This is a genomic window from Antarctobacter sp. (assembly GCF_965277915.1).
In the GTDB taxonomy this organism is placed as follows: domain Bacteria; phylum Pseudomonadota; class Alphaproteobacteria; order Rhodobacterales; family Rhodobacteraceae; genus Antarctobacter.
In genome coordinates this window covers 4503389-4528137 of sequence record NZ_OZ255849.1, presented here as the reverse complement: position 1 = coordinate 4528137, position 24749 = coordinate 4503389, and the positions used below count along the sequence as shown (strand labels likewise).

General features: G+C 65.8%; 22 protein-coding genes. 8 read left to right on the top strand and 14 right to left on the bottom strand.

Annotated features, from left to right (window positions below; all coding sequences use genetic code 11):
• Positions 1–5: 5 nt before the first annotated feature.
• A complete protein-coding gene (locus tag ACQY5B_RS23000) occupies positions 6–650 on the bottom strand; it encodes a GntR family transcriptional regulator (RefSeq protein ID WP_420327168.1) in 645 nt (214 codons plus the stop codon).
• Between the two features lie 63 nt (positions 651–713).
• Between ACQY5B_RS23000 and ACQY5B_RS22995 the strand changes: the two genes are divergently transcribed.
• The 3 genes from ACQY5B_RS22995 (at position 714) to ACQY5B_RS22985 (ending at position 4918) form a co-directional block, all read left to right on the top strand.
• Complete coding sequence (locus ACQY5B_RS22995) at positions 714–1772, top strand: AbrB family transcriptional regulator (RefSeq protein WP_420327170.1); 1059 nt, start codon at positions 714–716, stop codon at positions 1770–1772.
• On the top strand, positions 1769–3577 hold the full coding sequence (locus ACQY5B_RS22990; RefSeq protein ID WP_420327171.1) for a gamma-glutamyltransferase family protein: 1809 nt from the start codon (positions 1769–1771) through the stop codon (positions 3575–3577). The genes ACQY5B_RS22995 and ACQY5B_RS22990 overlap by 4 nt, the downstream gene beginning before the upstream one ends.
• Before the next feature lie 132 nt (positions 3578–3709).
• A complete protein-coding gene (locus ACQY5B_RS22985) occupies positions 3710–4918 on the top strand; it encodes a peptidoglycan-binding protein (protein WP_420327172.1) in 1209 nt (402 codons plus the stop codon).
• Between the two features lie 4 nt (positions 4919–4922).
• Here ACQY5B_RS22985 and ACQY5B_RS22980 read toward each other — a convergent pair whose 3' ends face one another.
• Positions 4923–5495 carry a hypothetical protein gene (locus tag ACQY5B_RS22980; protein WP_305970089.1) on the bottom strand — a complete coding sequence of 191 codons (573 nt, stop codon included), beginning with the start codon at positions 5493–5495 and terminating at the stop codon, positions 4923–4925.
• A gap of 115 nt (positions 5496–5610) precedes the next feature.
• On the bottom strand, positions 5611–6219 hold the full coding sequence (locus ACQY5B_RS22975; protein WP_420327174.1) for a glutathione S-transferase family protein: 609 nt from the start codon (positions 6217–6219) through the stop codon (positions 5611–5613).
• Between the two features lie 125 nt (positions 6220–6344).
• Between ACQY5B_RS22975 and ACQY5B_RS22970 the strand changes: the two genes are divergently transcribed.
• Positions 6345–7043 (top strand): glutathione S-transferase N-terminal domain-containing protein, encoded by a 699-nt coding sequence (locus ACQY5B_RS22970; RefSeq protein WP_305970091.1) that lies wholly within the window; start codon positions 6345–6347, stop codon positions 7041–7043.
• Here ACQY5B_RS22970 and ACQY5B_RS22965 read toward each other — a convergent pair.
• Positions 7040–7576: a peroxiredoxin gene (locus ACQY5B_RS22965; RefSeq protein WP_305970092.1), complete on the bottom strand. Its 537-nt coding sequence runs from the start codon at positions 7574–7576 to the stop codon at positions 7040–7042. The two genes, ACQY5B_RS22970 and ACQY5B_RS22965, sit on opposite strands and share 4 nt — an antisense overlap.
• An 89-nt stretch (positions 7577–7665) precedes the next feature.
• Here ACQY5B_RS22965 and citF point away from each other — a divergent pair, with 89 nt between their 5' ends.
• Positions 7666–9156, top strand: a complete 1491-nt coding sequence (gene citF, locus ACQY5B_RS22960; RefSeq protein WP_305970093.1) for a citrate lyase subunit alpha — start codon at positions 7666–7668, stop codon at positions 9154–9156.
• Positions 9157–9296: 140 nt separating this feature from the next.
• A complete protein-coding gene (locus ACQY5B_RS22955) occupies positions 9297–10514 on the top strand; it encodes an efflux RND transporter periplasmic adaptor subunit (protein WP_305970094.1) in 1218 nt (405 codons plus the stop codon).
• A 24-nt stretch (positions 10515–10538) separates the two neighbouring features.
• Here ACQY5B_RS22955 and ACQY5B_RS22950 read toward each other — a convergent pair whose 3' ends face one another.
• The 4 genes from ACQY5B_RS22950 to ACQY5B_RS22935 all read right to left on the bottom strand — a co-directional run bounded on the left by ACQY5B_RS22950 (position 10539) and on the right by ACQY5B_RS22935 (position 16263).
• Positions 10539–12773: a hybrid sensor histidine kinase/response regulator gene (locus tag ACQY5B_RS22950; RefSeq protein WP_305970095.1), complete on the bottom strand. Its 2235-nt coding sequence runs from the start codon at positions 12771–12773 to the stop codon at positions 10539–10541.
• Positions 12758–13942 (bottom strand): FIST N-terminal domain-containing protein, encoded by a 1185-nt coding sequence (locus tag ACQY5B_RS22945; protein ID WP_420327176.1) that lies wholly within the window; start codon positions 13940–13942, stop codon positions 12758–12760. The genes ACQY5B_RS22950 and ACQY5B_RS22945 overlap by 16 nt, the downstream gene beginning before the upstream one ends.
• A gap of 41 nt (positions 13943–13983) precedes the next feature.
• The gene (locus ACQY5B_RS22940; RefSeq protein ID WP_371931717.1) at positions 13984–14697 is read right to left on the bottom strand and encodes a response regulator; all 714 of its coding nucleotides are present in this window, start codon (positions 14695–14697) and stop codon (positions 13984–13986) included.
• A 132-nt stretch (positions 14698–14829) separates the two neighbouring features.
• Positions 14830–16263, bottom strand: a complete 1434-nt coding sequence (locus ACQY5B_RS22935; protein WP_420327177.1) for a YfcC family protein — start codon at positions 16261–16263, stop codon at positions 14830–14832.
• Positions 16264–16434: 171 nt separating this feature from the next.
• Here ACQY5B_RS22935 and ACQY5B_RS22930 point away from each other — a divergent pair, with 171 nt between their 5' ends.
• Positions 16435–17091: a GntR family transcriptional regulator gene (locus tag ACQY5B_RS22930; protein WP_305970099.1), complete on the top strand. Its 657-nt coding sequence runs from the start codon at positions 16435–16437 to the stop codon at positions 17089–17091.
• A 40-nt stretch (positions 17092–17131) separates the two neighbouring features.
• On the opposite strand, the gene ACQY5B_RS22925 is transcribed toward ACQY5B_RS22930, so the two are convergent.
• The 6 genes from ACQY5B_RS22925 to ACQY5B_RS22900 form a co-directional block, all read right to left on the bottom strand.
• Positions 17132–17917, bottom strand: a complete 786-nt coding sequence (locus tag ACQY5B_RS22925) for a TIGR00266 family protein (RefSeq protein ID WP_305970100.1) — start codon at positions 17915–17917, stop codon at positions 17132–17134.
• 105 nt (positions 17918–18022) lie between these two features.
• The gene (locus tag ACQY5B_RS22920; protein ID WP_420327179.1) at positions 18023–18721 is read right to left on the bottom strand and encodes a 5-formyltetrahydrofolate cyclo-ligase; all 699 of its coding nucleotides are present in this window, start codon (positions 18719–18721) and stop codon (positions 18023–18025) included.
• Positions 18722–18857: 136 nt separating this feature from the next.
• Entirely contained in the window at positions 18858–20624 is a 1767-nt protein-coding gene (locus ACQY5B_RS22915) for a PQQ-dependent methanol/ethanol family dehydrogenase (protein ID WP_305970102.1), read from the bottom strand.
• Between the two features lie 498 nt (positions 20625–21122).
• The gene (locus tag ACQY5B_RS22910; RefSeq protein ID WP_420327180.1) at positions 21123–21659 is read right to left on the bottom strand and encodes a tetratricopeptide repeat protein; all 537 of its coding nucleotides are present in this window, start codon (positions 21657–21659) and stop codon (positions 21123–21125) included.
• A 91-nt stretch (positions 21660–21750) separates the two neighbouring features.
• On the bottom strand, positions 21751–22737 hold the full coding sequence (locus ACQY5B_RS22905) for a YVTN family beta-propeller repeat protein (protein WP_420327181.1): 987 nt from the start codon (positions 22735–22737) through the stop codon (positions 21751–21753).
• Positions 22738–22745: 8 nt separating this feature from the next.
• A complete protein-coding gene (locus ACQY5B_RS22900; protein ID WP_420327182.1) occupies positions 22746–23906 on the bottom strand; it encodes an ABC transporter substrate-binding protein in 1161 nt (386 codons plus the stop codon).
• Positions 23907–24064: 158 nt separating this feature from the next.
• Between ACQY5B_RS22900 and pedF the strand changes: the two genes are divergently transcribed.
• The gene (gene pedF / locus ACQY5B_RS22895; RefSeq protein WP_420327184.1) at positions 24065–24748 is read left to right on the top strand and encodes a cytochrome c-550 PedF; all 684 of its coding nucleotides are present in this window, start codon (positions 24065–24067) and stop codon (positions 24746–24748) included.
• Position 24749: the final 1 nt, after the last annotated feature.

The following is a 24749-nucleotide window of genomic DNA, read 5'->3' as shown; positions in this document are numbered from 1 at the left end:
GCCGTTCAACCCCGGCGCAGCTGGCGCAGCCGGGCGCGGTGCGCGGCGGCGATATGGGCCCGCATCGCCTGTTCCGCGGCATCCTGGTCCCGGGCCTGCAGACCTTCGAGGATTGCCGCGTGTTCACGCAGGGCGTCCTCGGCGCGTTCCTCTTCGCGCAGGGTCGTAGGGCCCAGGATCAGCAGCGTCGTGTGGATCGAGGCGACCGCTTTCTTCAGGAAACGGTTGCGCGCGGCGTCCAGAAGGGCGGCGTGGAATTGCCGGTTGAGCACATAGGGATCGCCCTCTCCGGCGGCCATCGTGGCGTGAATGTCGGCCAGCTCCGCCAGTTCCACCTCTGACGCGGCGCGGGCGGCAAAGCGCGCCGCGGTGCCTTCCAGCACCGTGCGCATGTCGTAAAGCTCCGAGATTTCCGCGTGATCCAGGCTGCGGATCGCGGCGCCGACGCGGGGCACATGGGTCACGACACCGTCGCTTTCCAGCTGGCGGATCGCTTCGCGCACGGGGGTCCGGGAAAAGCCGAGCCGCTTGGCAAGTTCGACCTCCATCAGCCGGTCGCCTGGCATCAGGTGGCCGGCGCGCACCTCGTCGAGGATCCGGCGATAGGCCTCTTGTCCCTGGGACAGCTTAAGCGGTTTCTCGTCGGTCATGCGGCGCTCCTTGCGGATATTGAGTACATCTGTATACACAAGGATGCAAGACAGGAGTGCATCATGCCCGACCGTCCCCGTACCGCCACCCTCCGCCGGATCGAGACCGCGCTGACCGCCGCCGCCGGTGTCGCGCTGTTCACGCTGCTGGGTTTGCCGCTCCCGTTTCTCTTTGGCCCGCTGGCGGCCTGCCTGTTTGCGGCACTGGCGCAGCGGCCATTGAAGGGGTTCGGGCAGGTCTCGACGGGATTTCGCACGATCCTTGGCGTTGCGGTCGGCGCCTCGTTGACGCCGGACGTGGTGGCGGCATTGCCCAGCATGGCGGCGTCGCTGGCATTCATCCCGCTCTACATCCTTGTCATCGGGCTGATCGGCGTTCCCTTTTTCCACCGGGTCCACGGGTTCGACCGTGTCACCGCATGGTATGCGGCCATGCCCGGGGGTCTGCAGGACATGATCATCTTTGGCACCGAGGCAGGCGGCGATCCCCGGGCGCTGTCTCTGATCCATGCCACGCGGGTGATGATCATCGTCACCGTGGCGCCGATGATCCTGACCTTCGGCTTCGGTTCTGCGCTGACCAATGACATCGGTGCGCCCGCCGCCGAGATCCCGCTGCACGAACTGGCCCTGATGGCCGGTGCCGCGCTGATCGGCTGGAAGGGGGGCGAGCGGATCGGCCTGTTCGGGGCCTCGATCCTGGGGCCGATGATCGTCACCGCCGTGCTCAGCCTCACGGGTTTCATCCACGCGCGCCCTCCGGCAGAGGCGATCCTGGCGGCGCAGTTCTTTATCGGGGTGGGGATCGGCGTGGGCTATGTCGGGATTACCCTTGGCGAATTGCGCCGGGTGGTCCTGGCGGGCGTGCTGTTCGTGCTGATCCTTGCCGTGTTGGCGGCGATCTTTTCGGAAGTGGTTGTCTTGCTGGGGCTTGCGCCGCCGGTCGAGGGCTTCCTTGCCTTCGCACCGGGCGGCCAGGCAGAGATGACGGTGCTGGCCATCGTGGCGGGGGCTGACCTCGGCTTTGTCATCGTGCATCATCTGACCCGCGTCTTCCTCGTGATCACAGGGGCGCCGCTGGCCGCCCGGTTCCTCATGAAACCCCGAAAGGATCGCCCGTGAGTTTCACAACCCGCCCGGAATTGCAGGGCACCTTCGGTGTCTGCGCGTCGACCCATTGGATCGCCACGGCGGTCGGGATGCGCACGCTCGAGGCGGGTGGAAACGCCTTTGACGCCGGGGTGGCGATGGGCTTTTCCCTCAACGTGGTCGAGCCGCACCTGAACGGTCCCTTGGGCGACATGCCCGCGCTGGTCTGGCCTGCGGGCGACGAGGCGCCGCAGGTGATCTGCGGGCAGGGCACGGCACCTGCCGGGGCGACGCTGGACCGTTACCGCGATCAGGGGCTGGATCTGATCCCCGGTTCGGGCCTTTTGGCGACGGTGATCCCGGGCGCTTTCGACGCGTGGATGGTCATGCTGCGCGACCACGGCACAATGACCCTGCGGAAGGTGCTGGAACCCGCGATCCACTACGCCGAAGAGGGGCATCCGGTGCTGGCCAGCGTGTCGGCCATGATTGCCCAGACCGCCGATCTGTTCCGAAACCACTGGCCAACCTCTGCCGCGACATGGCTGCCGGACGGAGAAGCGCCCGCGCCGGGCAGCCTGTTCCGCAACCCGGAGCTTGCCGCGTTCTGGCGGCGCCTGCTGGACGAAGCCGAGACCGCAGAGGGCCGCGAAGCCCAGATCGAGGCGGCGCGCAAAGCGTTTTACGAGGGGTTCGTCGCCGAGGCCATCGACGACTATCTGCGAGAGGCCTGCGTGATCGACGGCACCGGAACCGCGCGCAAGGGGGTGCTGACCGGGCAGGACATGGCGGGCTGGCGCGCCACGACGGAACCGGCCATTTCGGTCGATTATCACGGCTGGCAGGTCTGGAAGGCCGGGCCCTGGTCGCAAGGGCCGTCGCTGTTGCAATCCCTGCGCCTGCTCGACGCGCTGGGATTCGGCAAGGAGGACCCGTTTTCCGACGCCGCCGTGCACCGCATCACCGAGGTGCTGAAACTCTCGATGGCCGACCGCGAGGCCTATTACGGCGATCCCGACCATAGCGCAGTTCCGCTGGAAACGCTGCTCTCTGCCGACTATGCGCGCACCCGCGCCGGGCTCATCGGGAGCATGGCCAGCCACGACCAGCGTCCCGGGATGATCGATGGATTGGAGACACAGGCACAGGCCTTCATGGCCCGCGCGGCCCGGATGCGCGCGACCGATGCCGGGCCAGGGGGTGGAGAGCCCACCTTCTCACATCTCGCCCCGGAGACGCCCAAACACCCGGACGAGGGCGATACCGTGCACATCGACGTCATCGACCGCTGGGGCAACATGGTCTCGGCGACGCCATCGGGCGGCTGGCTGCAGTCGAACCCGGTCGTGCCGGGGCTGGGCGTGCCGCTGAACAGCCGGGCGCAGATGTTCTGGCTGGAAGAGGGACTGCCAACCTCGCTGGCGCCGGGGCGCCGTCCGCGCACCACGCTGACGCCCTCTATGGCGATGCGGCCCGACGGTACGAGGCTGGCCTTTGGCACGCCCGGAGGCGACCAGCAGGACCAGTGGCAGCTGGTCTTTCTGCTGCGCCTTGTGCATCAAGGGATGAACCTGCAGGAAGCGATCGACGGTCCGCTGTTTCACAGCCAGCACCCGCAGGCGAGCTTTTATCCGCGCGGTTGCACGCCCGGAGGCCTGATGATCGAACCGAATTTCCCTCGGGCCACACTGGACGCGCTGCGCGCGCGGGGGCATCTGGTGACAGAGGCCGCGCCATGGTCCATCGGGCGTCTGACCGCGACCAGCCGCAGCCCCGCAGGGCTGCTGAAGGCGGCGGCCACGCCACGGCTGATGCAGGCCTACGCGGCGGGCCGGTGATCCCGCCCGACCTCAGGCCAGCCGCGGCAGGGCGTGCGCTCGGGCGTCGACGGATGAGATCCGCTTCGCTAGGCTCAGGTCAGGTTCGGGGTTTCCGGATCGACTCGCGGGATTGGCAAGAGGACTAGGGCGATGAGAACAGCGGGACTGGCACTGGCGGGATTCCTGGCGGCGGCCCCGGCCTGGGCCGAGTTCACCACAGGCGATGCACTGGTGATCGGGAACGCGCGCTATGGCGAGACCGCGACTGCCTTTGGCCCTGACAGGGTGCAGGCGGTGGCCAGGGCCTTGCGCCTGCGCGGTCAGGAGGTCGAACACCTGGCCAATGGTGGGTCTGCCGCGATGCAACAGGCGCTGGCGGGTTTCATTGCCGCGATCGACGAGGGAGAGACGCCGCTGATCGTGGTGCTGTCAGGGCAGTTTGTCCCGGGCGACAGCGGCCCGGCCTTGCGTCCGGCTGGTCGCGAAGTGTCAGAGGCTCCGGGCCTGTCGCTTGCGGCCGTGTTGGAGGTGCTGGCCCAGAGCCCGCGCCGGGCCTTCCTTGTTTTGGGCGAGACCGGTGAGGGAACGGGCCTGGACGCGCTGGAGATCCCCGAGGGTGTGACCGTGATCCGTGGCCCCGCCGACAAGGTGGCAGAGTTCGCGGCGCGCGAGATGGCGCAACCGGCCCTGCCGTTGGAAAAATCCGCCGACTGGTATGGGTTGGCGCTGTCCGGATATGTGAGCGATGATCTGGCGATCCTCACCCATACCGAGGTGCGGCCCCCGTCCGAGGCGGAACAGGCTGCCGCCCGCGACCGTATCGCCCTGCTGGACGAGGCGGCGTGGCAGCGCGCTGTCAAGAGCGGGGCGTTCCAGGCCTACCTGGACAGCTATCCGCAAGGCATGCACGCCAAGGAGGCGATGCAGCGGCACGACGACGAACCTGCGGTCAGCCCGGCCGAGGCTGAGGTGGCATTGGCGCTGGACACGGGCGCCCGCCGCGAGATCCAGCGAAACCTGAACCGGCTGGGGTATCGCACACGCGGGGTCGACGGGGTTTTCGGCCCCGGCACACGCGGTGCGATCACCGCCTGGCAGAGAAAGATCGGCGCTGCTCCGACCGGCTACCTTGATGCGGCGCAGGTTGCGCGGTTGGCAAAGGATGCGGCGACAACAGGTCCGGTTGTTCCACGACCGCAGCGCCTGCGCGCTGCCGTCTCGGCGCAGGAAACTGCAACCTGGAACATGGCACGGGGTGAACAGGGGCTGCTTGCCTACCTTGGCCGGTATCCGAACGGTGCCTATTCGGCGCGAGCGCGGGTCAAGCTGAGCAACATGCAGCGCGGGTCGGGCCAGTAAGCGGTCAGCGCGTCCTGGACGCCTCGCGCGCACGCCTCGCGGCCAGCATCTCTTTCAGGACTTCCGGGCGCGGGCGCCAGTCATAGCGATCATCCGCACGGGTCTTTTGCCAATGCAGTGCGCCGCCATTGCGCCAGGGGTCCAGCACGACGCCATCATAGATCGTGCCGCCGCGCGGGCTGACAACCGCCGTGTGGTGAATGATCCGGAAAGGCGAGCGCGGAGAAATCGCACGCAGCACCGACAGCGTCCGGAAATTTTCCTGGCTGAGGCGGCGGTGCATGTCCTCGGCCCAGTGGTTGCACAGGCCGCGTTCGCGTTCGCCGTTGTGGACCTTGGCATTGTGGATCAGCGGCGGGTCGGTGATGCCGTAGTCCTGCCTCAGCTGACGGGAATAGGTATAGGCGATCCGCGCGGCGCGGTCGGCCTCACGCGCATCGACATCGGGACCAAGTGAACGGATTTCCGCTGCCAGCGCGTCGATGTCGTCCTGTCCGAACTCGGGACTGACCGTCGTGCACCCGCCGATGGCGAGCATGGCCAGAGCCATCAACATCATTGCAAAACGCTTTGTCATGGTCGCGCACCCAAAGTTCCCAGCAGTCCTGCCCGAGGCCATAGCCCCGGCGCACCGGATGTGCCAGACCCCGGGCGGCTTTTGCGCCCGGAGTGATGCGGCGCGGGCGCCGGCACTAGAGGGCAAAGGCCTTTTGCGCCGCGGGCCGCGCCAACAGCCGGTCGACGTAGGCCTTGAGGTTGGGCATCCCCGTGAAATCGACGCCGAATTTCTCGCACATGATGCAGGCATGGCCGGTGATCGTGTCGGCGGCGGTGAAATCCCCGGCCAGGTAATCGCGATCCGCCATGTGCGCATCCACGGTCTGCACCATGCGGGTCATCAGCTTCAGCGCGCGCTTGGCGTGTTCCTCGGACCGTCGCTCGGGCTTGAGGAGGATGGTTTCGACGACGTAGTTGTTCATCGGCCCCATGATCATGCCTTCGCCGTAGTGCAGCCATTGCAGGTACTGCGGAAAGGCCGGGGATTCGACCGCCGGAACCAGTTTGCCCTGCCCATAGCGCGCGACCAGGTACTCTGCGATGGCGGGCGATTCAAAGATCCGCACGTCGCCGTCCTGTAGCACGGGGATGCGGCCGTTCGGGCTGATTTCCAGGAACTCGGGCGCGCGCATGGCCGGATCGCCCAGCTTCTCGAACCGGTGCAGTTCGAAATCGAGGCCCAGTTCGTACATCAGCCAGGCGGTGCGCACGGCGCGGGTGTCGGGGGCGAAATAGAGTTTCATCAGGGTCTCCGGTTGGCGGGGCGCGTGCGTCCCCATTGGCGATTTCCGGGCCGGACGGTCGTCTTGCCGGGTTGCGCGTTATTGGGTAGCGGTTGGAACAGGACAGTCAACCGGCAGGACAGCCCATGATCGACGCCCATTTCTGGCCCACGCCCAACGGGTGGAAAATCTCCATCGCGCTCGAGGAGATGGGGCTCGATTATCGCGTGGTGCCGGTCAATATCCTGCGCGGCGAACAGTTCGACCCGGAATTCCTGAAGATAAGCCCGAACAACCGGATGCCCGCCATCGTGGACCATGCGCCCAAAGGCGGTGGCGCCCCGATCTCGGTCTTCGAGGGGGCCGCGATCCTGATCTACTTGGCAGAGAAAACCGGTCAGTTCCTGCCCCGCGATCTGCGTGGGCGGACCGAGGTGCTGGAATGGCTGATGTGGCAGGCCGCCGGGGTCGGGCCGATGTTCGGGCAGGCGGGCCATTTCAAGTTCTACACACCCGAGCCGAACCCCTATGGACTGGAACGCTATACGACCGAGGTGCTGCGCCTTTACGGCGTGCTCGACCGGCGGCTGGAGGGGCGCGAGTATATCTGCGGGGCTTGTTCGATCGCCGACTTCGCCACTTGGCCCTGGGTCGTCACCTACCGCAAGCAGGAGATCGACCTGGACCAGTTTCCCAATGTGCGCCGCTGGTACGAGTTGATGAAAACCCGCCCGGGCCTGCGCCGCGGCTATGACGTGGGCAAGGAACTGGGCAAGCCGCAGGGCAACTGGGACGAGGAGGCGCGCAGGCACCTGATGCCGCGCAGCACGCAGGACCGGGGCTAGCGTGTGGGCCCGGAGCGCAGATGTGCCAGCATGGTCTCGGCATTCGAAACCTTGACCGGGACACCGGGCGGGTTGTCTCTCAGCCCCGGTTCGGAAAACAGCGCGGTGATCTCACCGTCCTCGACAAGCATCGCGTAGCGCCAGCTGCGCAGGCCCATGCCTTGCGCCGACCTGTCGACCAGCATTCCCATCTGGCGGGTGAAATTGCCGTTGCCATCGGGCAGCATCATGACCTTTTCGACCCGCTGCGCCCGTGCCCATTGGTGCATGACAAAGGCATCGTTGACCGACAGGCAGATCACGCGGTCGATCCCTTCGGCTCGGATGTCGTCATGCAGCCGCTCGTAGCCGGGCAGGTGGGTTTCGGAACAGGCAGGCGTAAAGGCCCCGGGCACTGCGAACAGAACGACGCGCTGACGGTCGAACAGTTCAGCGCTGGTCACGTCCTTCCATTCGTAGGGGGTGTCGCCGTCCGGGGAGTCGTTGCGCTGGCGGGTGTGAAAGACGATTTCGGGGACGCGCTGCGGTGTCATGTCCGGGCTCCTGTTGCAGGTCGGTGCGGCCTGTCCCAGAGTATCCGCCCGGGGCGAACGGTAAAGCGCCCAAGTTGACGAGAGAGACGATGCCCGACCAGCCGCCCGATCTTCCCGGCTATGGCGCCTTGCGCCGCTACAAGCCCGCCGGTGTCGCGCGCGGCCCTCGCCTGACCAAGCTGCTGCCTGATCTGGACGCGGCGATATCCGCCTGTGAGCTGCGCGACGGGGCCACGGTGTCCTTCCACCACCACCTGCGCAATGGCGATCACGTTCTGAACATGGTGCTGGCGGCGCTGGCCCGGCGGGGATTGAAGGACCTGCATGTGGCGGCCAGTTCGATCTTTCCCGTCCATGCGCCTCTGGTCGATCACATCCGGAACGGCACCGTCTCGGGCATCTCCGCCGCCTTCATCTCGGGCCCTGTGGCTGAGGCGATCTCGACCGGCGTTCTGCCCCAACCGGCGGTCCTGATGACCCACGGTGGCCGGGCGCGGGCGCTGGATGCCGGGGAAATCGTGATCGACGCTGCCTTTGTCGCCGCACCATCGGCGGACGAGATGGGGAATGTCTCGGGCAGCACGGGGCCGACTGCCTGCGGGACACTGGGCTATCCGATGACGGATGTGGCCGTCGCCCGCCGGACCGTGGCGGTCACCGATACGCTGGTGCCCTACCCGGCGCCTGCCATCGACATTCCGCAGGGACAGGTGGATCACGTCGTGCAGGTGCCGCGCATCGGTGATCCGTCTGGCATCGCCTCTGGCACCACGCGCCCGGCAGAAGACGCGGTCAGCCTGGCGATTGCAGATAGCGCCGCGCGGACCATCGCCGCCAGCGGGTTGCTGAGCGACGGGTTTTCCTTCCAGACCGGGGCGGGCGGCGCGTCTCTGGCGACTGCTGCCGCCGTTGGGCGGCAGATGGCAGAAATGGGCGTCACGGGCAGTTTCTGTTCCGGCGGGATCACCGGTTTCCATGTCGAGATGCTGCGCGCGGGGCTTTTCCGCGGGTTGATGGACGTGCAGTGTTTCGACCTGGAGGCCGTGCGATCCTACAGGGACGATCCCCGGCACCAGTCCATGTCGGCGGCCACCTATGCGGCCCCGCATATCGGCGGCGCGGTGGTCGACCGGGTCGATGCGGTGGTGCTGGGCGCGGCCGAGATCGACCTGGAGTTCAACGTCAACGTGACCACGCGGGCGGGTGGAGTTCTGATCGGCGGGTCGGGCGGGCACGCGGACACGGCGGCAGGCGCGCGCTTGTCCATCGTGACCACGCGGCTGACCGCTGCCGGTTTTGCCAAGATTGTGCCGAAGGTGGGCACGCTGACCACGCCGGGCCAGACCATCGACGTTCTGGTGACGGAGGCGGGGCTGGCGGTGAACCCGGCGCGGCCAGAGTTGGCGGAGAGGCTGCACAAGGCTGGCTTGGCCGTGCGCCCGATTCAGGACCTCGCGCGCGAGGCCGCCGCCAAGGCGCGTCAGCCGGTGTCGCCCCGCGCGCAGGGACGTGTTGTCGCCGTCAGCGAATACCGCGATGGCAGCGTGACTGACCTGGTCCGCCAAATTGGCAGGGACTGACACTTTGCCGTGACAAGGCGCTGGTATTCCGTTCCAAAACCGCGACAATCGCCGCGGATGCGCTATGGTTTTCGCGGATCCGGGTCGCCGTTCTCAGGACAGGACGGACCGCGGCGTTCAACAGGGAAAGAGGTTTCAGGATGACAAAAGACATCCAGTTCAAGCGGTCCTGGCGTGCAATTGCCGGCGCCGGTGTGCTGGCGCTGATGCTGCCGGCCGGTGGGTTTGCCCAGGACGCCGCGCCGGTGCAGGTCGACACGATGCGGCTGGAGTCGGGCCAGCCTGTCACCACGGACACCTTTTTTGGCACCGTGCAGGCCAGCGACATGCTGGGCCTGTCCTACGAGGCAGGCGGTTGTGTGATTGAGGTTTCGGACAAGGCCAAGCGCGCACGCGTCGCCACTGCCGGGCAGGTGCTGGTGCGTCTGGATGACAAGCGGTCGCTGCTGGCACTGCGCACGGCCGAGTCGCGGGTTGCCGAACTGGCCGCCACCATCGAGGAGCGTGAACTGGACATCCAGTCCGCCATTGCCGACGACAAGCGCCGCCAGCAGGAACTGGACCTGACCACCGCCGAATATGAGCGCAACAGCACCATGCTGGGCCGGGGCCTGATCAACGAGACAACGATGGAAGGCGTCGAGCGCCGCTTCATGGAGGCGCAGTTTGCCGCCGACCGCGCGCAAGAGGCCATCGCCACCGCCCGCGCCGCCAAGCGCCGCGCCGAAATCGCGCATGAGATCGGGCAGCTGGACCTGCAGACCGCGCAGCTCAACCACGAACAGCTGGTGCTGACCGCGCCCATCGACGGCGTGCTCGTGGGGTTTGAAACCAACGTGGGCGACTGCGTCTCGGCCGGGGAGCGCGCCGCGCAGATCTATGCGCCCAGCGAGAAATCGGTGGATGTCTTCATCCTGATCAGCCGCCTGTCCGAAAGTGGCCCGACCGGGATTTCCGACGGCTCGGGCGTGCGCATCACCCGCGTGAACGGCCAGGTCTGCGCCGGGACGATCACCCGTTTCGACACCGAGGCGGACCTGGAAAATCAATTCGTGAAGGCCACCATCGAGGTCGACGAGACCTGCGCCCCCGACCTGTTCCTGAACGAGGCGGTGGAGGTCGAAGCGATGCTGGATGCCGGTGACGAAACCTTTGAGATCCCCACCAACGCGCTGACCAGTGGCGACACGGTCTTTCTGGTAGACGAAGAGGGCGCCACGCTGCAGGAGGTCGCGGTCGAGATCCTCAAGACCGGCCCGCGTGAGACCATCGCGCGTATTCCCGGCGCTGCGGGGCGGCTGATCGTCAGCGATGCCCTTGCCGGTCTGGGCGAAGGTCAGGCGGTGGCGCTGCGCTGATCGCCTTGCGGTGATCCTGCCCGGTCAGGGCGGGGTCAGCGTGCCCCGCATGGTTGCGGAGTAAAGGAAATCCTCGAGATCCTCGGTGTCGATCGGCTTGGTCATCAGCACGGTCTGCGCCGCGTCGCACATCTGGCGCAGTTCGGTCGAGCGGTTGGCCGACATGAGGCGCGCGGGCAGGCCCGGATCGCGCGCCCGCAACTGCCGGACCAGCGCCAGCCCGTCCTGCCCCTCGCCAAGGTGGTAATCCGCCAACAGGGCGTCCGGCAGGATGCCGATGTCATGCAGCAGTGCGCGCGCCTCCTCGACGCTGCCCGCATCCAGCACGCTGCCGCCCCAGCGTTCGATCAACAGGCCCAGCGCGTGGCGCAGTTCCTCGTCGTTTTCCACCAGCAGCACGATCAATCCGCTGTCGCGCAGGCGTTGCCGAGCTGCCGGGCTCTTGCGGGGTACGGGCATCTCGTTCGGGCCGTTCACCCTTTGCGCGCTGAAGAAGAACCGCGTGCCGCGCCCAAGTTCAGAGGTCACACCAAGCGGATGGCGCAACTGCGCGCAGGCGCGTTCCACGATCGCCAGGCCAAGGCCCAGCCCCTCGTTCACGCTGCTCTTGCTGTCCAGACGCTCGAACTCGCGAAAGATCCGTTCCTGGTCGTCCTCGGCGATGCCGGGTCCGGTGTCCCAGACCTCGAAGCGGACCGTGTTGCCCTGCCGCCGCGCACCAACAAGCACACGGCCCTTTTCGGTATAGCGCACCGCGTTCGCGATCAGGTTTTGCAGGATGCGGCGCAGAAAGCCGGGATCGCTGGCCACGCTGCCAGAGGCGGGCACCACGCGCAGATCCAGCCCCTTGAGCGCGGCAAGGGGGGCGAACTCATCATGCAGTCGCTGCAAGAGTTGGTTCACCGAGACGGCGGTGATGTCCAGGCTGGCGGCGCCGGAATCGAGCTTCGAGATGTCCAGCAGGGCGTCGATGATCTTTTCGACGCTGTCCATCGCGCTCAGTGCCTTCGTCGCGTGTTCCTGCGCGGTGTCATCGCCACCACGCTCCGCGATCCCCGAGATGTAAAGCTTTGCCGCCGACAGAGGTTGCAGCAGGTCATGGCTGGCCGCCGCGACAAAGCGGGACTTGGACGCATTGGCCCGTTCCGCCGTGACCAGCGCGTCCTCCAGTTCCAGCGTGCGTTCCATCACCCGCCGTTCCAGCAGTTCGTTGGCCTCTTCCAGCGCCCGTGCCGCCTGGCGTTCGACCGAGACGTCGGTGAATGAGATCACGAAACCGCGGTCGGGCATTTCCTGCGCGAAGACGTCCAGCGTGATCCTGCTCTCGGCGCGGATCTCGAACCGCAAGGGTTGGCGGCCGCGGTCCTGGTGCGCCCATGCGCGCAGTTCCTCGGCGGTCATCACGTCGGCGTCAAAGCGGGTTTCAAGCTGTTCGATCAGCCGGTCGAAATCCACGCCAAGCCGCAGCGTGGCGATGGGCAGGGACAGCATCTCGCCGATCTTGTCGTTCCAGCCCACCAGCCGTGCGTCGCGGTCAAAGATACAGACCCCCTGGTTGAGGTGGTCCAGCGTCGCCCGCAGCATGCGCGCCTGGCTGTCCAGCAGCTTGCCGCGTTCCTGCCGTTCCAGCCGCATGATGTCTGTCACGTCGGTCTGCAGAACCACGGTGCCGCCGTCCGGTGTGCGGTGTTCGCTGACCTGCAGCCAGCGATCCCAGATCAGGCGCACGTTGAAGATCGCGTGCCGGTCCTTGTGACGTTTCAGCCGCTGTTCGGCCCATTGCGCGGGGCTGACGATGTCGGGCAGTTGCAGGAACCGGCTTTCGCTGACCGCTTCGACGTAGTCGGCAAAGGGCAGGCCTTCGGCCAGGCGCGGTTGCACGTCGTGCAGCGGCAGGCTGAACCGGCTGTTCCACATCACCAGCTTGTCGGCGCTGTCGAACAGGGCAAAACCCTCCTGCACCGCCTCGATCGCGTTGGCGAGATTCTTGCGGGCGTGTTCGGCCTCGTGCTTGGCGCGGGCCAGCGCGGCGTTGGACTGGTTCAGCAGGTCCAGCGTGTATTCCAGGTCGCGGGTGCGCTGGCGCACCTGGTCCTCCAGCATGGCGGCGCGTTCGAACTGGGCATAGGCGGCGCCGGATTGATCGGTGTCCTGTTCGACCCGGCGCATCAGCGCCTCGCTGATCTTGAGCAGCTTTTCGTTCTGGCGTTCCAGCGGGTCGTCGGGATTGATCAGGAAATGCGTCACGTCTCCCTGCATGGACCCTCCGGTGCATAGATCGCGACTCCGGTCATGGTCTGGTTGACATGCATCCCGTTGACCTGCTCGCCGTAGGTGGAAAACCCGGTGACCCTGTGCCGCGACAGCACATCGTCAAGGGGCCGTTTCAACTGGCGTTTCTCTGCCTCTATCCGGCGCAGAACGCAATCGCAGGCCAGGATTGCCTCGGGCTTTTGGGTCCGTGACAGTTCGCTCAGCTGCTGGTCGAGGTGGTCGACGATATGGGCCGCATCGGCCAGGGTCAGCACCAGCCCCTCGTCGATGGCGGAAAAGAATTCCAGCGCGCCGCTCTCGGTCACGCGCTTGATGGCGCGGACATGGTGACTGCCGCCCAGGCGCACGACCATCGGGCTGTCGGCAAAGGTGAAGGTGTCGATCTGGTGCGGGTCCTTGCCCAGCAGTCGCCCAAGCTCCAGTGCTGCCGGTTCGGCATTGATTTCATGCACAAGCCGGCGTGACGGATCCGCGCGGGTTACCACCATGCGCAGGTCTGTGGGGGTGAAATGGTTGACGCTGAACACGCGCAAACGACAGGTGCTGCGCACCAGGGCCATGACAGCCGCCTTTTCGTGGCAGACGCCGTTCAGGGCGACGAAGGTATGTTCGAACCGCACGCCGTCCCCGGCAGATCCGCCGAAAAGCTGCGTCGGCCCCAGCCCGGCGGTCAGGGACGAGGCCAGCCGGTCTTCCTGCATCGACAGCCCGTCGACCATGAGAAAAGCGAATTCCTCGGTCATCTCGGGGGCGCGGGCACCCAGGTCGGCGCGGGCGCGGATGGTGCGCTGGGTCATCTCGTGGCTGGGCAGGTTTTCCAGGTCCTCGTACAGCAGGACCTCGGCCTCGAAACAGCGCTGGGGCAGGGCCATTGCCACCACCTGGTCCTCGACATAGCCAGCGCCCATCGCGATCTCTCCGGCTGTGGTGCAGGCCATGACCGGGGCATCGCCCAGTCGGGACTGCAGGCCCGTTACCAGCGTCTGGAATGGTGTCGCGGGGCTGCAAAAGATCATCACGACGGCAAAGGGGCCGTTGCCCAGCCCGTCGGCAAGCTGGTCGATCAGGTCGGGTGCGTCGCAATCGGCGCGGGCTGTCCGCAGAACGGCGTCTTTGTCGACACCCCCCTCGGACGGAGAGGCTGCTCCGTCCATCGGTTCTCCTCCCCAAATGTTCTGTCTTTATTCCGGACAGATTACGGAGTGTCCGGCTGTCTTGGCAAGAGGTTCGAAAAGCTGGCCTCGCCCGCGATCAGCACGGCTTGGGTGCGGCTCTGAACGCCCAGTTTGCGCATGATGGCGGTGACATGCGCCTTGACGGTGGTTTCCGCGATCGACAGGTCATAGGCGATCTGCTTGTTCAACTTGCCTTCGCAGATCAGTTGCAGGATGCGCGCCTGCTGGTTGGTCAGCGTCGACAGGCGCGACACCGCGTCGTCCCCGGACTCTGCCGGCTGCCCGGCATCGCCCACGTCGACGAACCCCTCGGGGACAAAAACCTCGTCCCGGGCCAGCGCGTCGAAGGCCTGGCGAAAGACTCCGCGCTGGCTGTGCTTGGGGACGAACCCCTTGGCGCCCGCGCGCATCACCGATGTCACCATCCGGTTGTCCGCCATCGACGAGACGACGACCACGGGGATCCCCCCGGCAGCGGTCTTGAGGCGGATCAGTCCGTCCAGCCCGTTCACGTCCGGCAGGTTGAGGTCCAACACGATGACATCCGGTTCCGCGCCTTCGCCCAGGGCGTCCAGCGCATCCTCAAGCAGGCTGGCGGTTTCGATCTCCTCGATCCCGGCCACGGTCTTGAGCGTCATGGCCAGCGCGTCGCAGAACAGCGGATGATCGTCCACGATCAGCGCAGAGGCGAAATGCCGTTGATGATCCGTATCGGGCAACGTTCTCCTCCCCATTGAACGCCGATCTCTTGGTATACCTTACGATCCTAGCAAAGCGCCAGAGCCTCGGCACCTGTGCTAAGGTCTTAGGAGGATGTGCAGACGGCGTGACCAGGGTCACGCCGTCAGTCGGTCCGGCGTGCCGGTTCAACCGGTCCAGTTGGTCGCCTGGGCAAAGATCAGGAAGGCGATCGCAATGCCGATCCAGGTCACGAAGAGCGGCAGGAAGAATCGGATCCAGCGATCCCAGCCCACACCGGCCAGCGCGAGTGTCGCCATGAAGTAGCCGGAAGTCGGGTAGAAGATGTTCGATAGTCCGTCACCCAGCTGATAGGCCAGCACCGCGTTCTGCCGTGTCACCCCGATCAGGTCCGAAAGCGGCGCCATGATCGGCATGGTCACAAGCGCCTGGCCGCTGCCCGACGGAATGACAAAGTTGAATCCAAGCTGCGACAGGAACATGCCCACCGCCGAAAGCGTGTCGGGAAAGCTGCCGACAAGGCCGCCAAGCCCGTGCACCAGCGTGTCCATCACCTGCCCCTGCTCGAACATCACGGCGACCGCCCGCGCCAGCCCGACGATGATCGCGCCCATCAGCACGTCGCGAAAGCCCTCGTTGAAGGCATCGCAGATGCGCGAGGTGTTCAGCCCGGCGACAAGGCCGACGGCAATGCCCATCAGGACAAACAGGCCCGCCATTTCCAGCATGAACCAGCCACGGGTCAGCACGCCCCAGACGAGGATCGCGAAAAAGCCCAGCGTGACCAGCCCGGCCAAGGACTGGCGCGGGGTAAAGCGCATCGGCTCGGACGAGAAATCGTGCTGGTAGGCGCCGCGCTTCGTCTCTTCGCGGGAATCCCCGGCCATCAGGCTGTCGTCGGGGGTGGCGCGGACACGGCGGGCGTAGCGGATCGTGTGCAGCATGGCCACGACCAGAAGAACGACAAAGAGCGTCGCGCGCAGGCCGGCACCGGAATACAGCGGGAGTTCGGCAATGGTCTGGCCTAGTCCGGTATTGATCGGGTTCAGGACACCGGCGGTGAACCCGGTTGTCGTTGCCAATAGTGCGGTGGCCGCAGCGGTGATCGAGTCGTACCCCAGTGCGATCATCAGCGGCAGGATCACCGGCACATAGACCAGGGCCAGTTCCTGTGTCCCGATCAACGAGGCCACGACGGCAAAGACCGTCATCAGCACGGGGAACATCAGCAGGCTGCGCGAGGAAAATCGCCGTGCGAGCTTGTCCACCGCCACGTCGATCAGGCCGGTCCGGCGCACCACCATGAACGTGCCGCCGATGATGAAGGTAAAGAAGACGACCGTGGCGGCATCCACCAGCCCGTTCGGGACGGCCAGCATGAACTGTTCCAGTCCCACGGGCGTGGCCGGAACCTCGCGGTAGCTGGTCGGGTCGATGGCGCTGCGACCATTGGCAAGCGTCACCCGGTCATACAGACCAGCCGGAATGACATGGGTCAGCGCGGCGGCAATGGCCGTGAAGACGAAAAGGATGACGTAGATGTGCGGCATCCGGATACCGGGCGCCTCTGTCTCGTCCACTTCGGTGTTCTCGGCGGTCATTGTCTGGTCCTCCCTCGATCCTGCGGCGCGCCGTGGCGCAAGGATCGTCTGATGTTGCAATAACTGACATGTTAGTTAAAATATTTTGTGTAATGCCATAAACGCTTTCAGAAGGGTCTGTTTGCAAATTTTTGAAAGCGGCGCCAAATATAAGGGAAAGCGGAGGAAAACATGACGGAGGCAGGCGGTGAAGCGCAGAGCAGACGTGCCTTTGGCGCCCTCATCGATGCGCTGAGACGTGGAGAGCTGCCGTCGAGCAGCTTTCATTCGATGCAGCAACTGGTGAGCGTTCTGGGGTTTCCGATCTCGTCGATTCGCGAGGCGGTCAAGCGGGCAGAGGCACAGGGTCTGGTCGAGATCCTGCCCAAACGCGGCATCCAGGTGATGTCGGCGGACCTCAACTCCACGCGCAACTGCATGGACATGCGCGCGACGCTGGACAAGGAAGGCGCGCGCCGCCTGCTGGCGCGCGAAAAGGGGCGTGACTGGTCCGGACTGCGCGCGGCGCATGAGGCGCTTCTTGCACGGGCGCGGGCCGGGATCGGCGCCGCAGAGGCGGTAGACGCCATCGACGTCGACCTCAGCCTGCACGACGCGCTTGCCGAGGAACTCGACAATCCTCTGCTGCGGCAGTGCTACGCAGAGAACCGCACGCGCATCGCTATCATCCAGAACACGCGCCCCTTTCTCGCCGACCGCGTCGCCTCGGCGATGGAAGAGCACCTGGCAATCATTTCAGCGATCGAGGCCGGGGACGAAGCGGCGGCGATGAAGGCCATCGACCTCCATTTCGTGCAGACCCTGCGCTGGTGGGGCATCTACGGCTGAGCTGTCCCGCTTTATGCGGCGGCGGTGCCGTAGGTGCGGATCACCTGTCGCCGAACATGTCGCCCAGCCCGCCCAGAACAGAGCCTTCGCCCTTGTTGCCGCCGGGACCCGCGGCGCGCAGAACGCGGTCCGCCAGTCGCGAGAAGGGCAGGCTTTGCAGGAACACGGTTCCCGGGCCGCGCAGGGTGGCCAGAAAGATCCCCTCGCCGCCGAAGACCATGCTCTTCAGGTTCCCGGCCCGTTCGATGTCATAGTGGACGCCGCTGGTCATCGCCGCCAGACAGCCGGTATCGACGCGCAGAACCTCGCCGGCCTGCAATTCGCGCCGGATGACGGTGCCGCCCACATGGATAAAGGCCATGCCGTCGCCGTTCAGACGCTGCAGGATGAAACCTTCACCGCCGAAGAACCCGGCACCCAGCCGACGCTGAAAGGCGATGTCGGTCGTCGTTCCGAAGGCCGCGCAGAGAAAGGCGTCCTTCTGGCAGATCAGCTCTCCGCCCATTTCGGCCATGTTCACCGGGATGATTTTGCCCGGGTAGGGCGCGGCAAAGGCGACGCGTTTCTTGCCCTGACCGGTGTTGGTGAAATGGGTCATGAAGATGGATTCGCCGGTCAGGACGCGCTTGCCGACGTTCAGAAGCGAATCCATGAACCCGGCGGACGGGCGGGCGCCATCGCCAAGACGGGTTTCAAAACCGATCCCGTCATCCATGTAGTTCATGGCCCCGGCCTCGGCGATCACGACCTCCGCAGGATCCAGCTCGACCTCGACGATCTGCATGTCATCGCCGAAAATCTCGTAGTCAACTTCATGGCACCGCATTTCAAACTGCCTTTCGAATATGGCCAAAGGGAATGGGCCGAAGGCTAGACCGGTCAGGCTGGCGAAGTCCAGAAGCCGCGCGACGGTTGCATCCGTTCGACCCGGTCAGGCGGAACGCTCGGCCGCTATGCCGTCTTCGGTCAGGATCAGGTTCAGCGGAATGTCGTGGGCTTGCGGATAGATCGTCCGCAGCTTGGCTCCCTGGAACCCGATGCCGACGGTAAAGGGGCAGGGTGTCAGCGCGGCCAGTGTCCGGTCAAAGTAGCCGCCGCCATAGCCCAGTCGGAAACACCCCGCATCCCAGCCCATGACGGGGGCCAGCGCGATTTCCGGTGTCAGCCGGTCCGCGTCCGGCGAGGGAACCGGGATGTTCCAATCCCCGCGCACCATGTCACAGCCCGGTGTCCAGCGGCGAAAGGCCAGAGGCGCGGCTTTTTCTTCGACGACCGGCAGTGCGACAATGCAACCGGCGTCATGCAGTTCCGCCATCACTGGGCGCAGGTCGGGTTCCCCCTTGATCGGCCAATAAGCGGAAACGACCCGCCCACGGGCGCCGCCGAAACGGTCTGAAAGCAGTTTTTGCAGGTGCTGGCACAGCGCCTGGCCGACCTGCTGCCGTTCATCGACCGAGAGCGCTTGCCGCGCGGCGCGCAAACGCCCGCGCTCGGCCCGGCGCCACCGGGCGACGTCGCTGCTCTGCACGGGGTCCGTTGCCAGCGGGTCGAAATAATCCGGCGCTATCTCCTGCGCCATACAGGGTGATGAGGCGTACGGGCTGGAGCTTTCCACGGTATCGTTGCTCATGTAAGACCTCCTTCCCACGCAACAATAGCGGATCGTGCGGCCTGACGCATGGTTCTTTGCGACAAGTCGCGCGCAGGGTTTCGAACAAAAAAGGGGCGCCCCGCAGGACGCCCCCTGTCAAACCCCAAGGGGTCGATTACTGCAGGCTGGCCAGTTCCTTGGGCAGCTTGAAGGTCCAGACGGTGCCACCCTGGTTGAGGTAGTTCACCTTCTTGGCAACCTCGCCACCCCAGAGCGGAACAGCCCCGCCCCAGCCGGAGACGATCGAGACATATTGCTCGCCGTCCATCTCCCAGGTCACGGGTTGGCCCACGATGCCCGAGCCGGTCTGGAACTCCCAGAGAACTTCGCCGGTCTCGTCATCCAGTGCGATGAACAGGCCCTCGGGCGTGCCGGTGAAGACAAGGCCGCCGCCGGTGGTCATCACGCCACCCCAAAGCGGTGCGTCGTTCTTGTATTCCCAGACCAGGTCGCCGGTATCCGGATCGATCGCCTTGAGCGAGCCGATGTGATCCTCGTAGTTCGGCTTGATGGTGAATCCTGCACCCAGGTAGGCCGCGCCCTTCTTGTAGGTGATCGGCTCATTCCAGATATCCATGCCCCATTCGTTGGAGGGCACGTAGAAGTTGCCGGTCTTCTGGCTGAAGGCCATCGGCATCCAGTTCTTGCCACCAAGGAACGACGGCGAGGCAAAGATCACTTCACCCTTCTTGCCGTCTGCGGCCGCGCTGGGATCGCCGGGACGGTTGGCCTCGTTGAAGATCGGGCGGCCGTTCTCGTCGATGCCGTTGGCCCAGGTGATGTCCTTGACGAAGGGCGTGGCCGAGATGAATCCGCCGTCTTCGGCGTCCAGAACATAGAAATAGCCGTTCCGGTCGGCTGTGGCGAGGCGCATGTTGCCGTCGCGGTCGTTGTAGGCGACCACTTCGTTCACGCCGTCATAATCCCAGCCTTCGCGCGGGGTGGTCTGGAAGTGCCACTTGATCTCGCCGGTCTTGGGGTCGATGCCGATGCGGCTTGCGGCATAGAGGTTGTCGCCCGAACCGTCGTTCTTTTGCCCGGCGTCGCGCAGCCAGCTGTTCCACGGTGCCGGGTTGCCCGCGCCAAAGATCAGCGTATCGGTGCGGGCGTCATAAGAGCCGCCCAGCCAGGTGGCGCCGCCGCCGGTTTTCCACATGTCGCCCGGCCAGGTCGCGTTCAGCTCTCCGGTCATGGTCGAGGGTTCGCCGTTCAGCATGCCCATGTGGCCTTCGATCACGGGACGTTCCCAGACCAGGTCGCCGTTCTCGACGTTGCGGGCCTGCACGGTGCCGACGATACCGAATTCACCGCCCGAGTTGCCGGTGATGACCAGCCCGTCGACGATCAGCGGCGCGGCAGTGTAGGAATAGCCGGCCTTGTAATCGGCGATCTTGTCGCGCCAGACGACATCGCCGGTGTCCTTGTTCAGCGCCACGATGCGCGCGTCCAGCGTGCCGAAGATGATCATGTCGCCATAGATCGCGGCCCCCCGGTTGACCACGTCACAGCAGGGCAGGATCCCCTCGGGCAGGCGGGCGTCGTACTGCCACAGTTCGCGACCGGTCTTCAGGTCGATGGCATAAAGCCGCGAATAGGAGCCGGTGACATACATCACGCCGTCGTAGATGATCGGCTGGGCTTCCTGACCGCGCTGCTTTTCACCGCCAAAGCTGAAGGCCCAGGCGGCCTGCAGGAACTTGACGTTGTCCTTGTTCAGCGTGTCCAGCGGGCTGTACCGCTGCAGGTGGCGGCCCATGCCGTTGGTCACGACCTGCGTCGTGATGGTCTGGTCGTCGGCCAGGTCGGCCTCTGTCACTTCTGCCGTGGCGGCTGTGCCGGTCAGCAGGATGCTGGCAGCGGCTGCCAGAATGAATCGGTTCATGAGATTTCCTCCCTTCATCGCCCAGGCGACGTGGATACACGCGCCCCTCTCCCGGACGCCGCCAACAGTATTCAGGGAAGCCGCGTGGCGAGGTATTGCACAATGGTCGTACGACCGTGGCGCGGTTGACAGGATCCCGGAAACATGACCCGCACAGGGTCGGCCAAGGTCCCGCAGATCCCGCTGACACCAAGACCAAGGGCGGCGCCGCGGGCCGCGCTTTCGGTCCGCGATGGGGCAGGGATCAATCCGAAGTCGCGCCGCCGTCCCGGGTGGTGATGCTTCCGATCACGGCAAATACTATCCGCTGCATTGATCGTATTCCTGCGCCTGCGTGGGCTTGTCATGGTCAGGAGCAGGGCATCGGGCCGTCTTCGAGCGTGCCGTGGGGCAGTTGCCACGGAACATCTCGGCTCGCCCGGCCCCCCGAAGGGAGGAGACCCGAGGCCGCAAGGGGTCTTCCTCGATCCGGCGCTTTGCGGGATGACCGGCGCAGGTTCAGAAGAGCGGCGCGTATTTCCAGTTGTCCGCGTCGGGTGTGACCTGGTCGAGGTCATAGTCCGCACCCTGAAGCCGCCGGGCCACGGGCAGTCCCGCCTTTGCGGCGCGATCCACCATCGCCCGGCCCGCGGCCTCGTCCCGGGCGACGCCGTGCCCGCGGATCAGCGCCAGACCGTAGTTGAACTGGCCCACCGGATCGCCGGCCTCGGCGGCCCGTCGGTCCCATTCGGCGGCGGCATCGGGGTCATAGTCGCCGCCGAGGCCGTTATTCTGCAACTGTCCCATCCAGGTCATCGCGGCCGTGTAGCCGCCCTTTTCGGCACAGAGCCGAAAGATCTCGCGTGCGTCGGCGTGATCGCCCTTCTTGGTGAAGTGATAGCCAGAGGCGCAGGTGGTCATGTCGGCCTGTCCGCGACGGATGTTGTCGATCACCCGGTCCATGCCCATCTCGGGCGGGTTTAGGGTGCCCAGGTCTTCCTCGGCCAGGGCGGGCGTGGCAATCGCGGTGCAGATCGCCAGGACGGTCATGCGCATGGCATCCTCCGTTCGCGGCATCGCGACGGGATCCACCGCGATGCGACTAATCTAGCGTGTCGGGCCGGAGCGACCAACCGCAAGCTGCGGGTCACGGGCGCAGCGCGGCCCCCCAGGGGAAGCGGCCCACCTTGATGGTCTTGATCGCCTCTCGCTTGGCCACGTCGATCACCGTCACGTCGCCGGACACACCGTTCGTGGTGAACAGCAGCGACTTGTCGCTGTTGAAGGCCATGTGCCAGACGCGGCGCCCGACCAGGATGTATTTCTCGACCTCGAATGTCTCGGCGTTGACGACGGCGACATGGTTGGACGGCCCAAGGGCGACAAAGGCGGTCTTTTCCTCGCCGTCGAATTCGAACCCGACGGGCTGGACCCGGTCCGGGTGCACGCCCTTGACGGCAAAGTCGATCTTGGCCAGTTCGGCCTTCGACTCAACGTCAAAGATGCTGACCGTGCCGCCGATTTCCGCAGAGACCCAGAGCTGGGTCCCTCCGGCGGCGAATTCCGCGTGGCGGGGCCGCGAATCGACCAGCGTGTTGGCGACCAGCTCGCGGGTTTCCGTGTCGATCCAATGCGCCATGTTGGTGGTTTCCGAGGTGGTGATGGCATAGCGCCCGTCGGGCGAAACGGCCATGCCCTCGGGTTCGATGCCCACGTCGATCTGGGCCACCACGGTGCGGCTCACCACGTCGACGACGGTGGTGATCGCGTCATCCTCGTTGGCAATGTAGAGATGCCGGTTGTCCGGGTGCAGGACGAATTGTTCCGGATCTTCGCCCGAGGGCAGGTCGAACAGGATCTCGCCGGTGGCCGGGTCCATGACCTGCACCGTGTCGCTGTCCGAGGCGCAGATGTAGACCACCTTGTGGTCGTGGCTGAAGGTGATTCCGCGCGGGCGTTCGCCGGTCGGGATGGTGCGCACCACCTCGAGCGTGGCGACGTCGATCACGCTGATCGTGTCGTCCTTTTCGTTGGTGATCCAGATTTCCTCGGCGGCGACGGGGGCGCCCAGCAGACATGCGGCGAGGCCCGCGGTGAGGGTCTTGCGAGTATTTTCAGAGGGAAGAAACATCATGTCGGTCCTCAGTTTCCGAACGCCATGCAATCGGATTCGGGGGCGTCGCGGCCCAGTGTGTCGAGTTCGTTGACCTGGTGGAGAAAGCCTTCGAGCGGGGCCTGCGCCACCAAGGCGCGTTGCGTGACCAGAGGGATCGGCTGGCGCAGCTGGCCGTTCCAGCCGCGGAAGGACAGCGGGCGGCCCTTGAAGCCAGCCAGTTCGAAGTCGGGGCCCAGCAGGTAGGCGCGCAGGGTTGCGGTGTCGGCGGCGCCGGTGCGGGTGACGGCCTCGCCAATGGCACGCACGGCGGCCCAGGCGGCGTAGTCGCGCGATTGCATCGGGCGCGTGGCCAGGTCCGTGAATCGCGATTGCAGCTGTGCCGCGCCCCATTGCTCCACCACCGGCGCCCAGGCAACGGGCACCAGCCCCTCGGAGCCGGCGACAGGGCGGGGCGTCCAGGTATTGTAGGCGATGTAGCGTCCGAAATCCTGGATCTCGTCCGCGATCAGCAGGACGTCATGCGCCTTGAGGTCCTGAGTGAAGAGCGGCACCTCCTGGCTGGCGTTGCGGCGCATGTCGGCGTCGAAGGCCCAGGTCTTTTCCGAGCTCAGGCGCATTCCGAACTTGGCCAGGCTGGCGCGCATCGCGTCGCCGAAGGCGATGTCATCCGGGTGGGTGCCGGTGATCATCGCCAGGTCGTCCCAGCGGCGGCTCAGCAGGAACTGTGCGAGGGCATCGGTGCGCATGGCATTGCTGGGCAGGGTGTGCAGCAGGTTTGCCCGGCAGTCGGCACCGCGCAGGCGGTCGTCGGGTGCGGTGCTGTTGAAGATCAGCGCGCCCGCGGCCTCGGGGAGGTCTGCCAGCGCGAGCGCCGCATCGGCGGGGGCGTCCAGCACGATCAGGTCGGTGGTCGCCAGCGCGGCGCGCGCCGCCTCTGCAAGGTCGCCGCCGATGGGCACCTCCGTCACCTCCAGCGCCCAGGTCTGACCCATGAACCGGCCGGTCGTGGCATTGTCGGCGAGGCCCAGCTCGGCGCCCTTCAGGCCAAGGTCTTGGGGAATCGGATCGAGGTTGGACAGGACGGGGGGCTGTTCGACCTCTTGCCGGAGGTAGTGAATCGTAACGGACACATCGGCAACAGCAGCCGACGTGCCAAGGCACAAGGCCAGAGCCAGGCGCAGCAACATCGTGAAATCCTCCCTTTGCCAAGAGAGTAGGCACCGTATCTGGCAGCGGAATAGGACCTTGGTCGCGGTTCCGCGTGGCTTGGGACTTAGGTCCAATAGCTTCGGTGCGAGACGGCCCCCTAAGAAAAGGGCAATCGCACCGAGGAGGAAACACGCACATGACCCGCAAGACCACTGCACTGAGCCTGGCCTTGATGTTCGGCGCCACGATGGCGCTGTCGCATGGGGACGTTGCCCCGCAGCCCGTCAATACCGACGCCCTGCCCGATGTGGGCGAGGAATGGCTGATCGAGAACCCCTACCGCGACCAGGGAGACGAGGTCTACTGGACCGCTGTCGAGATCGGCGCATCCGGTTACAACCAGAACTGCGCACGCTGCCACGGGCTTGAGGTGATCTCGGGCGGGCTGGCACCCGATCTGCGCTTTCTCGAGGCCGAGGAATACGGCGACGAATGGTACATGGAACGGTTCATCCACGGTTACACCCAGAACGGCACCACCAAGATGCCGGCCTTTGGCGAGCTCCTGGGCCAGAAGGCGGCCTGGGCGATCCGCACCTATATCGAGGCGCGCCCCGACGATGAGCAGATGGCGGAACTGACGCCCGAGCTGAAGGTCCTGCGCGATCAGCTGGCCGCCTGGTCCGAGGATGCCTCGGGCGCCGATCCGGATGCCATGAAGGCCAAGCTGGACGAGATCGCGGCCGGCATCGAGACGCTCAGCGGCGCGCCCGTTGCCGACAGCGCGGCCTACCGGGCGTCGGCGCTGATCGACGGCACCGCCGAGGGCTATCGCAAGGCGGCCGAGGCGTTGACCATCGGCCTGTCGGCGGCGCACTGAC

Coding starts and splice junctions, on each gene's coding strand:
- ACQY5B_RS23000 (WP_420327168.1), bottom strand. CDS start 650: ATGACCGACGAGAAACCGCTTAAGCTGTCCCAGGGACAAGAGGCCTAT.
- ACQY5B_RS22995 (WP_420327170.1), top strand. CDS start 714: ATGCCCGACCGTCCCCGTACCGCCACCCTCCGCCGGATCGAGACCGCG.
- ACQY5B_RS22985 (WP_420327172.1), top strand. CDS start 3,710: ATGAGAACAGCGGGACTGGCACTGGCGGGATTCCTGGCGGCGGCCCCG.
- ACQY5B_RS22980 (WP_305970089.1), bottom strand. CDS start 5,495: ATGACAAAGCGTTTTGCAATGATGTTGATGGCTCTGGCCATGCTCGCC.
- ACQY5B_RS22975 (WP_420327174.1), bottom strand. CDS start 6,219: ATGAAACTCTATTTCGCCCCCGACACCCGCGCCGTGCGCACCGCCTGG.
- ACQY5B_RS22970 (WP_305970091.1), top strand. CDS start 6,345: ATGATCGACGCCCATTTCTGGCCCACGCCCAACGGGTGGAAAATCTCC.
- ACQY5B_RS22965 (WP_305970092.1), bottom strand. CDS start 7,576: ATGACACCGCAGCGCGTCCCCGAAATCGTCTTTCACACCCGCCAGCGC.
- citF (WP_305970093.1), top strand. CDS start 7,666: ATGCCCGACCAGCCGCCCGATCTTCCCGGCTATGGCGCCTTGCGCCGC.
- ACQY5B_RS22955 (WP_305970094.1), top strand. CDS start 9,297: ATGACAAAAGACATCCAGTTCAAGCGGTCCTGGCGTGCAATTGCCGGC.
- ACQY5B_RS22950 (WP_305970095.1), bottom strand. CDS start 12,773: ATGCAGGGAGACGTGACGCATTTCCTGATCAATCCCGACGACCCGCTG.
- ACQY5B_RS22945 (WP_420327176.1), bottom strand. CDS start 13,942: ATGGACGGAGCAGCCTCTCCGTCCGAGGGGGGTGTCGACAAAGACGCC.
- ACQY5B_RS22940 (WP_371931717.1), bottom strand. CDS start 14,697: ATGGGGAGGAGAACGTTGCCCGATACGGATCATCAACGGCATTTCGCC.
- ACQY5B_RS22935 (WP_420327177.1), bottom strand. CDS start 16,263: ATGACCGCCGAGAACACCGAAGTGGACGAGACAGAGGCGCCCGGTATC.
- ACQY5B_RS22930 (WP_305970099.1), top strand. CDS start 16,435: ATGACGGAGGCAGGCGGTGAAGCGCAGAGCAGACGTGCCTTTGGCGCC.
- ACQY5B_RS22925 (WP_305970100.1), bottom strand. CDS start 17,917: ATGCGGTGCCATGAAGTTGACTACGAGATTTTCGGCGATGACATGCAG.
- ACQY5B_RS22920 (WP_420327179.1), bottom strand. CDS start 18,721: ATGAGCAACGATACCGTGGAAAGCTCCAGCCCGTACGCCTCATCACCC.
- ACQY5B_RS22915 (WP_305970102.1), bottom strand. CDS start 20,624: ATGAACCGATTCATTCTGGCAGCCGCTGCCAGCATCCTGCTGACCGGC.
- ACQY5B_RS22910 (WP_420327180.1), bottom strand. CDS start 21,659: ATGCGCATGACCGTCCTGGCGATCTGCACCGCGATTGCCACGCCCGCC.
- ACQY5B_RS22905 (WP_420327181.1), bottom strand. CDS start 22,737: ATGATGTTTCTTCCCTCTGAAAATACTCGCAAGACCCTCACCGCGGGC.
- ACQY5B_RS22900 (WP_420327182.1), bottom strand. CDS start 23,906: ATGTTGCTGCGCCTGGCTCTGGCCTTGTGCCTTGGCACGTCGGCTGCT.
- pedF (WP_420327184.1), top strand. CDS start 24,065: ATGACCCGCAAGACCACTGCACTGAGCCTGGCCTTGATGTTCGGCGCC.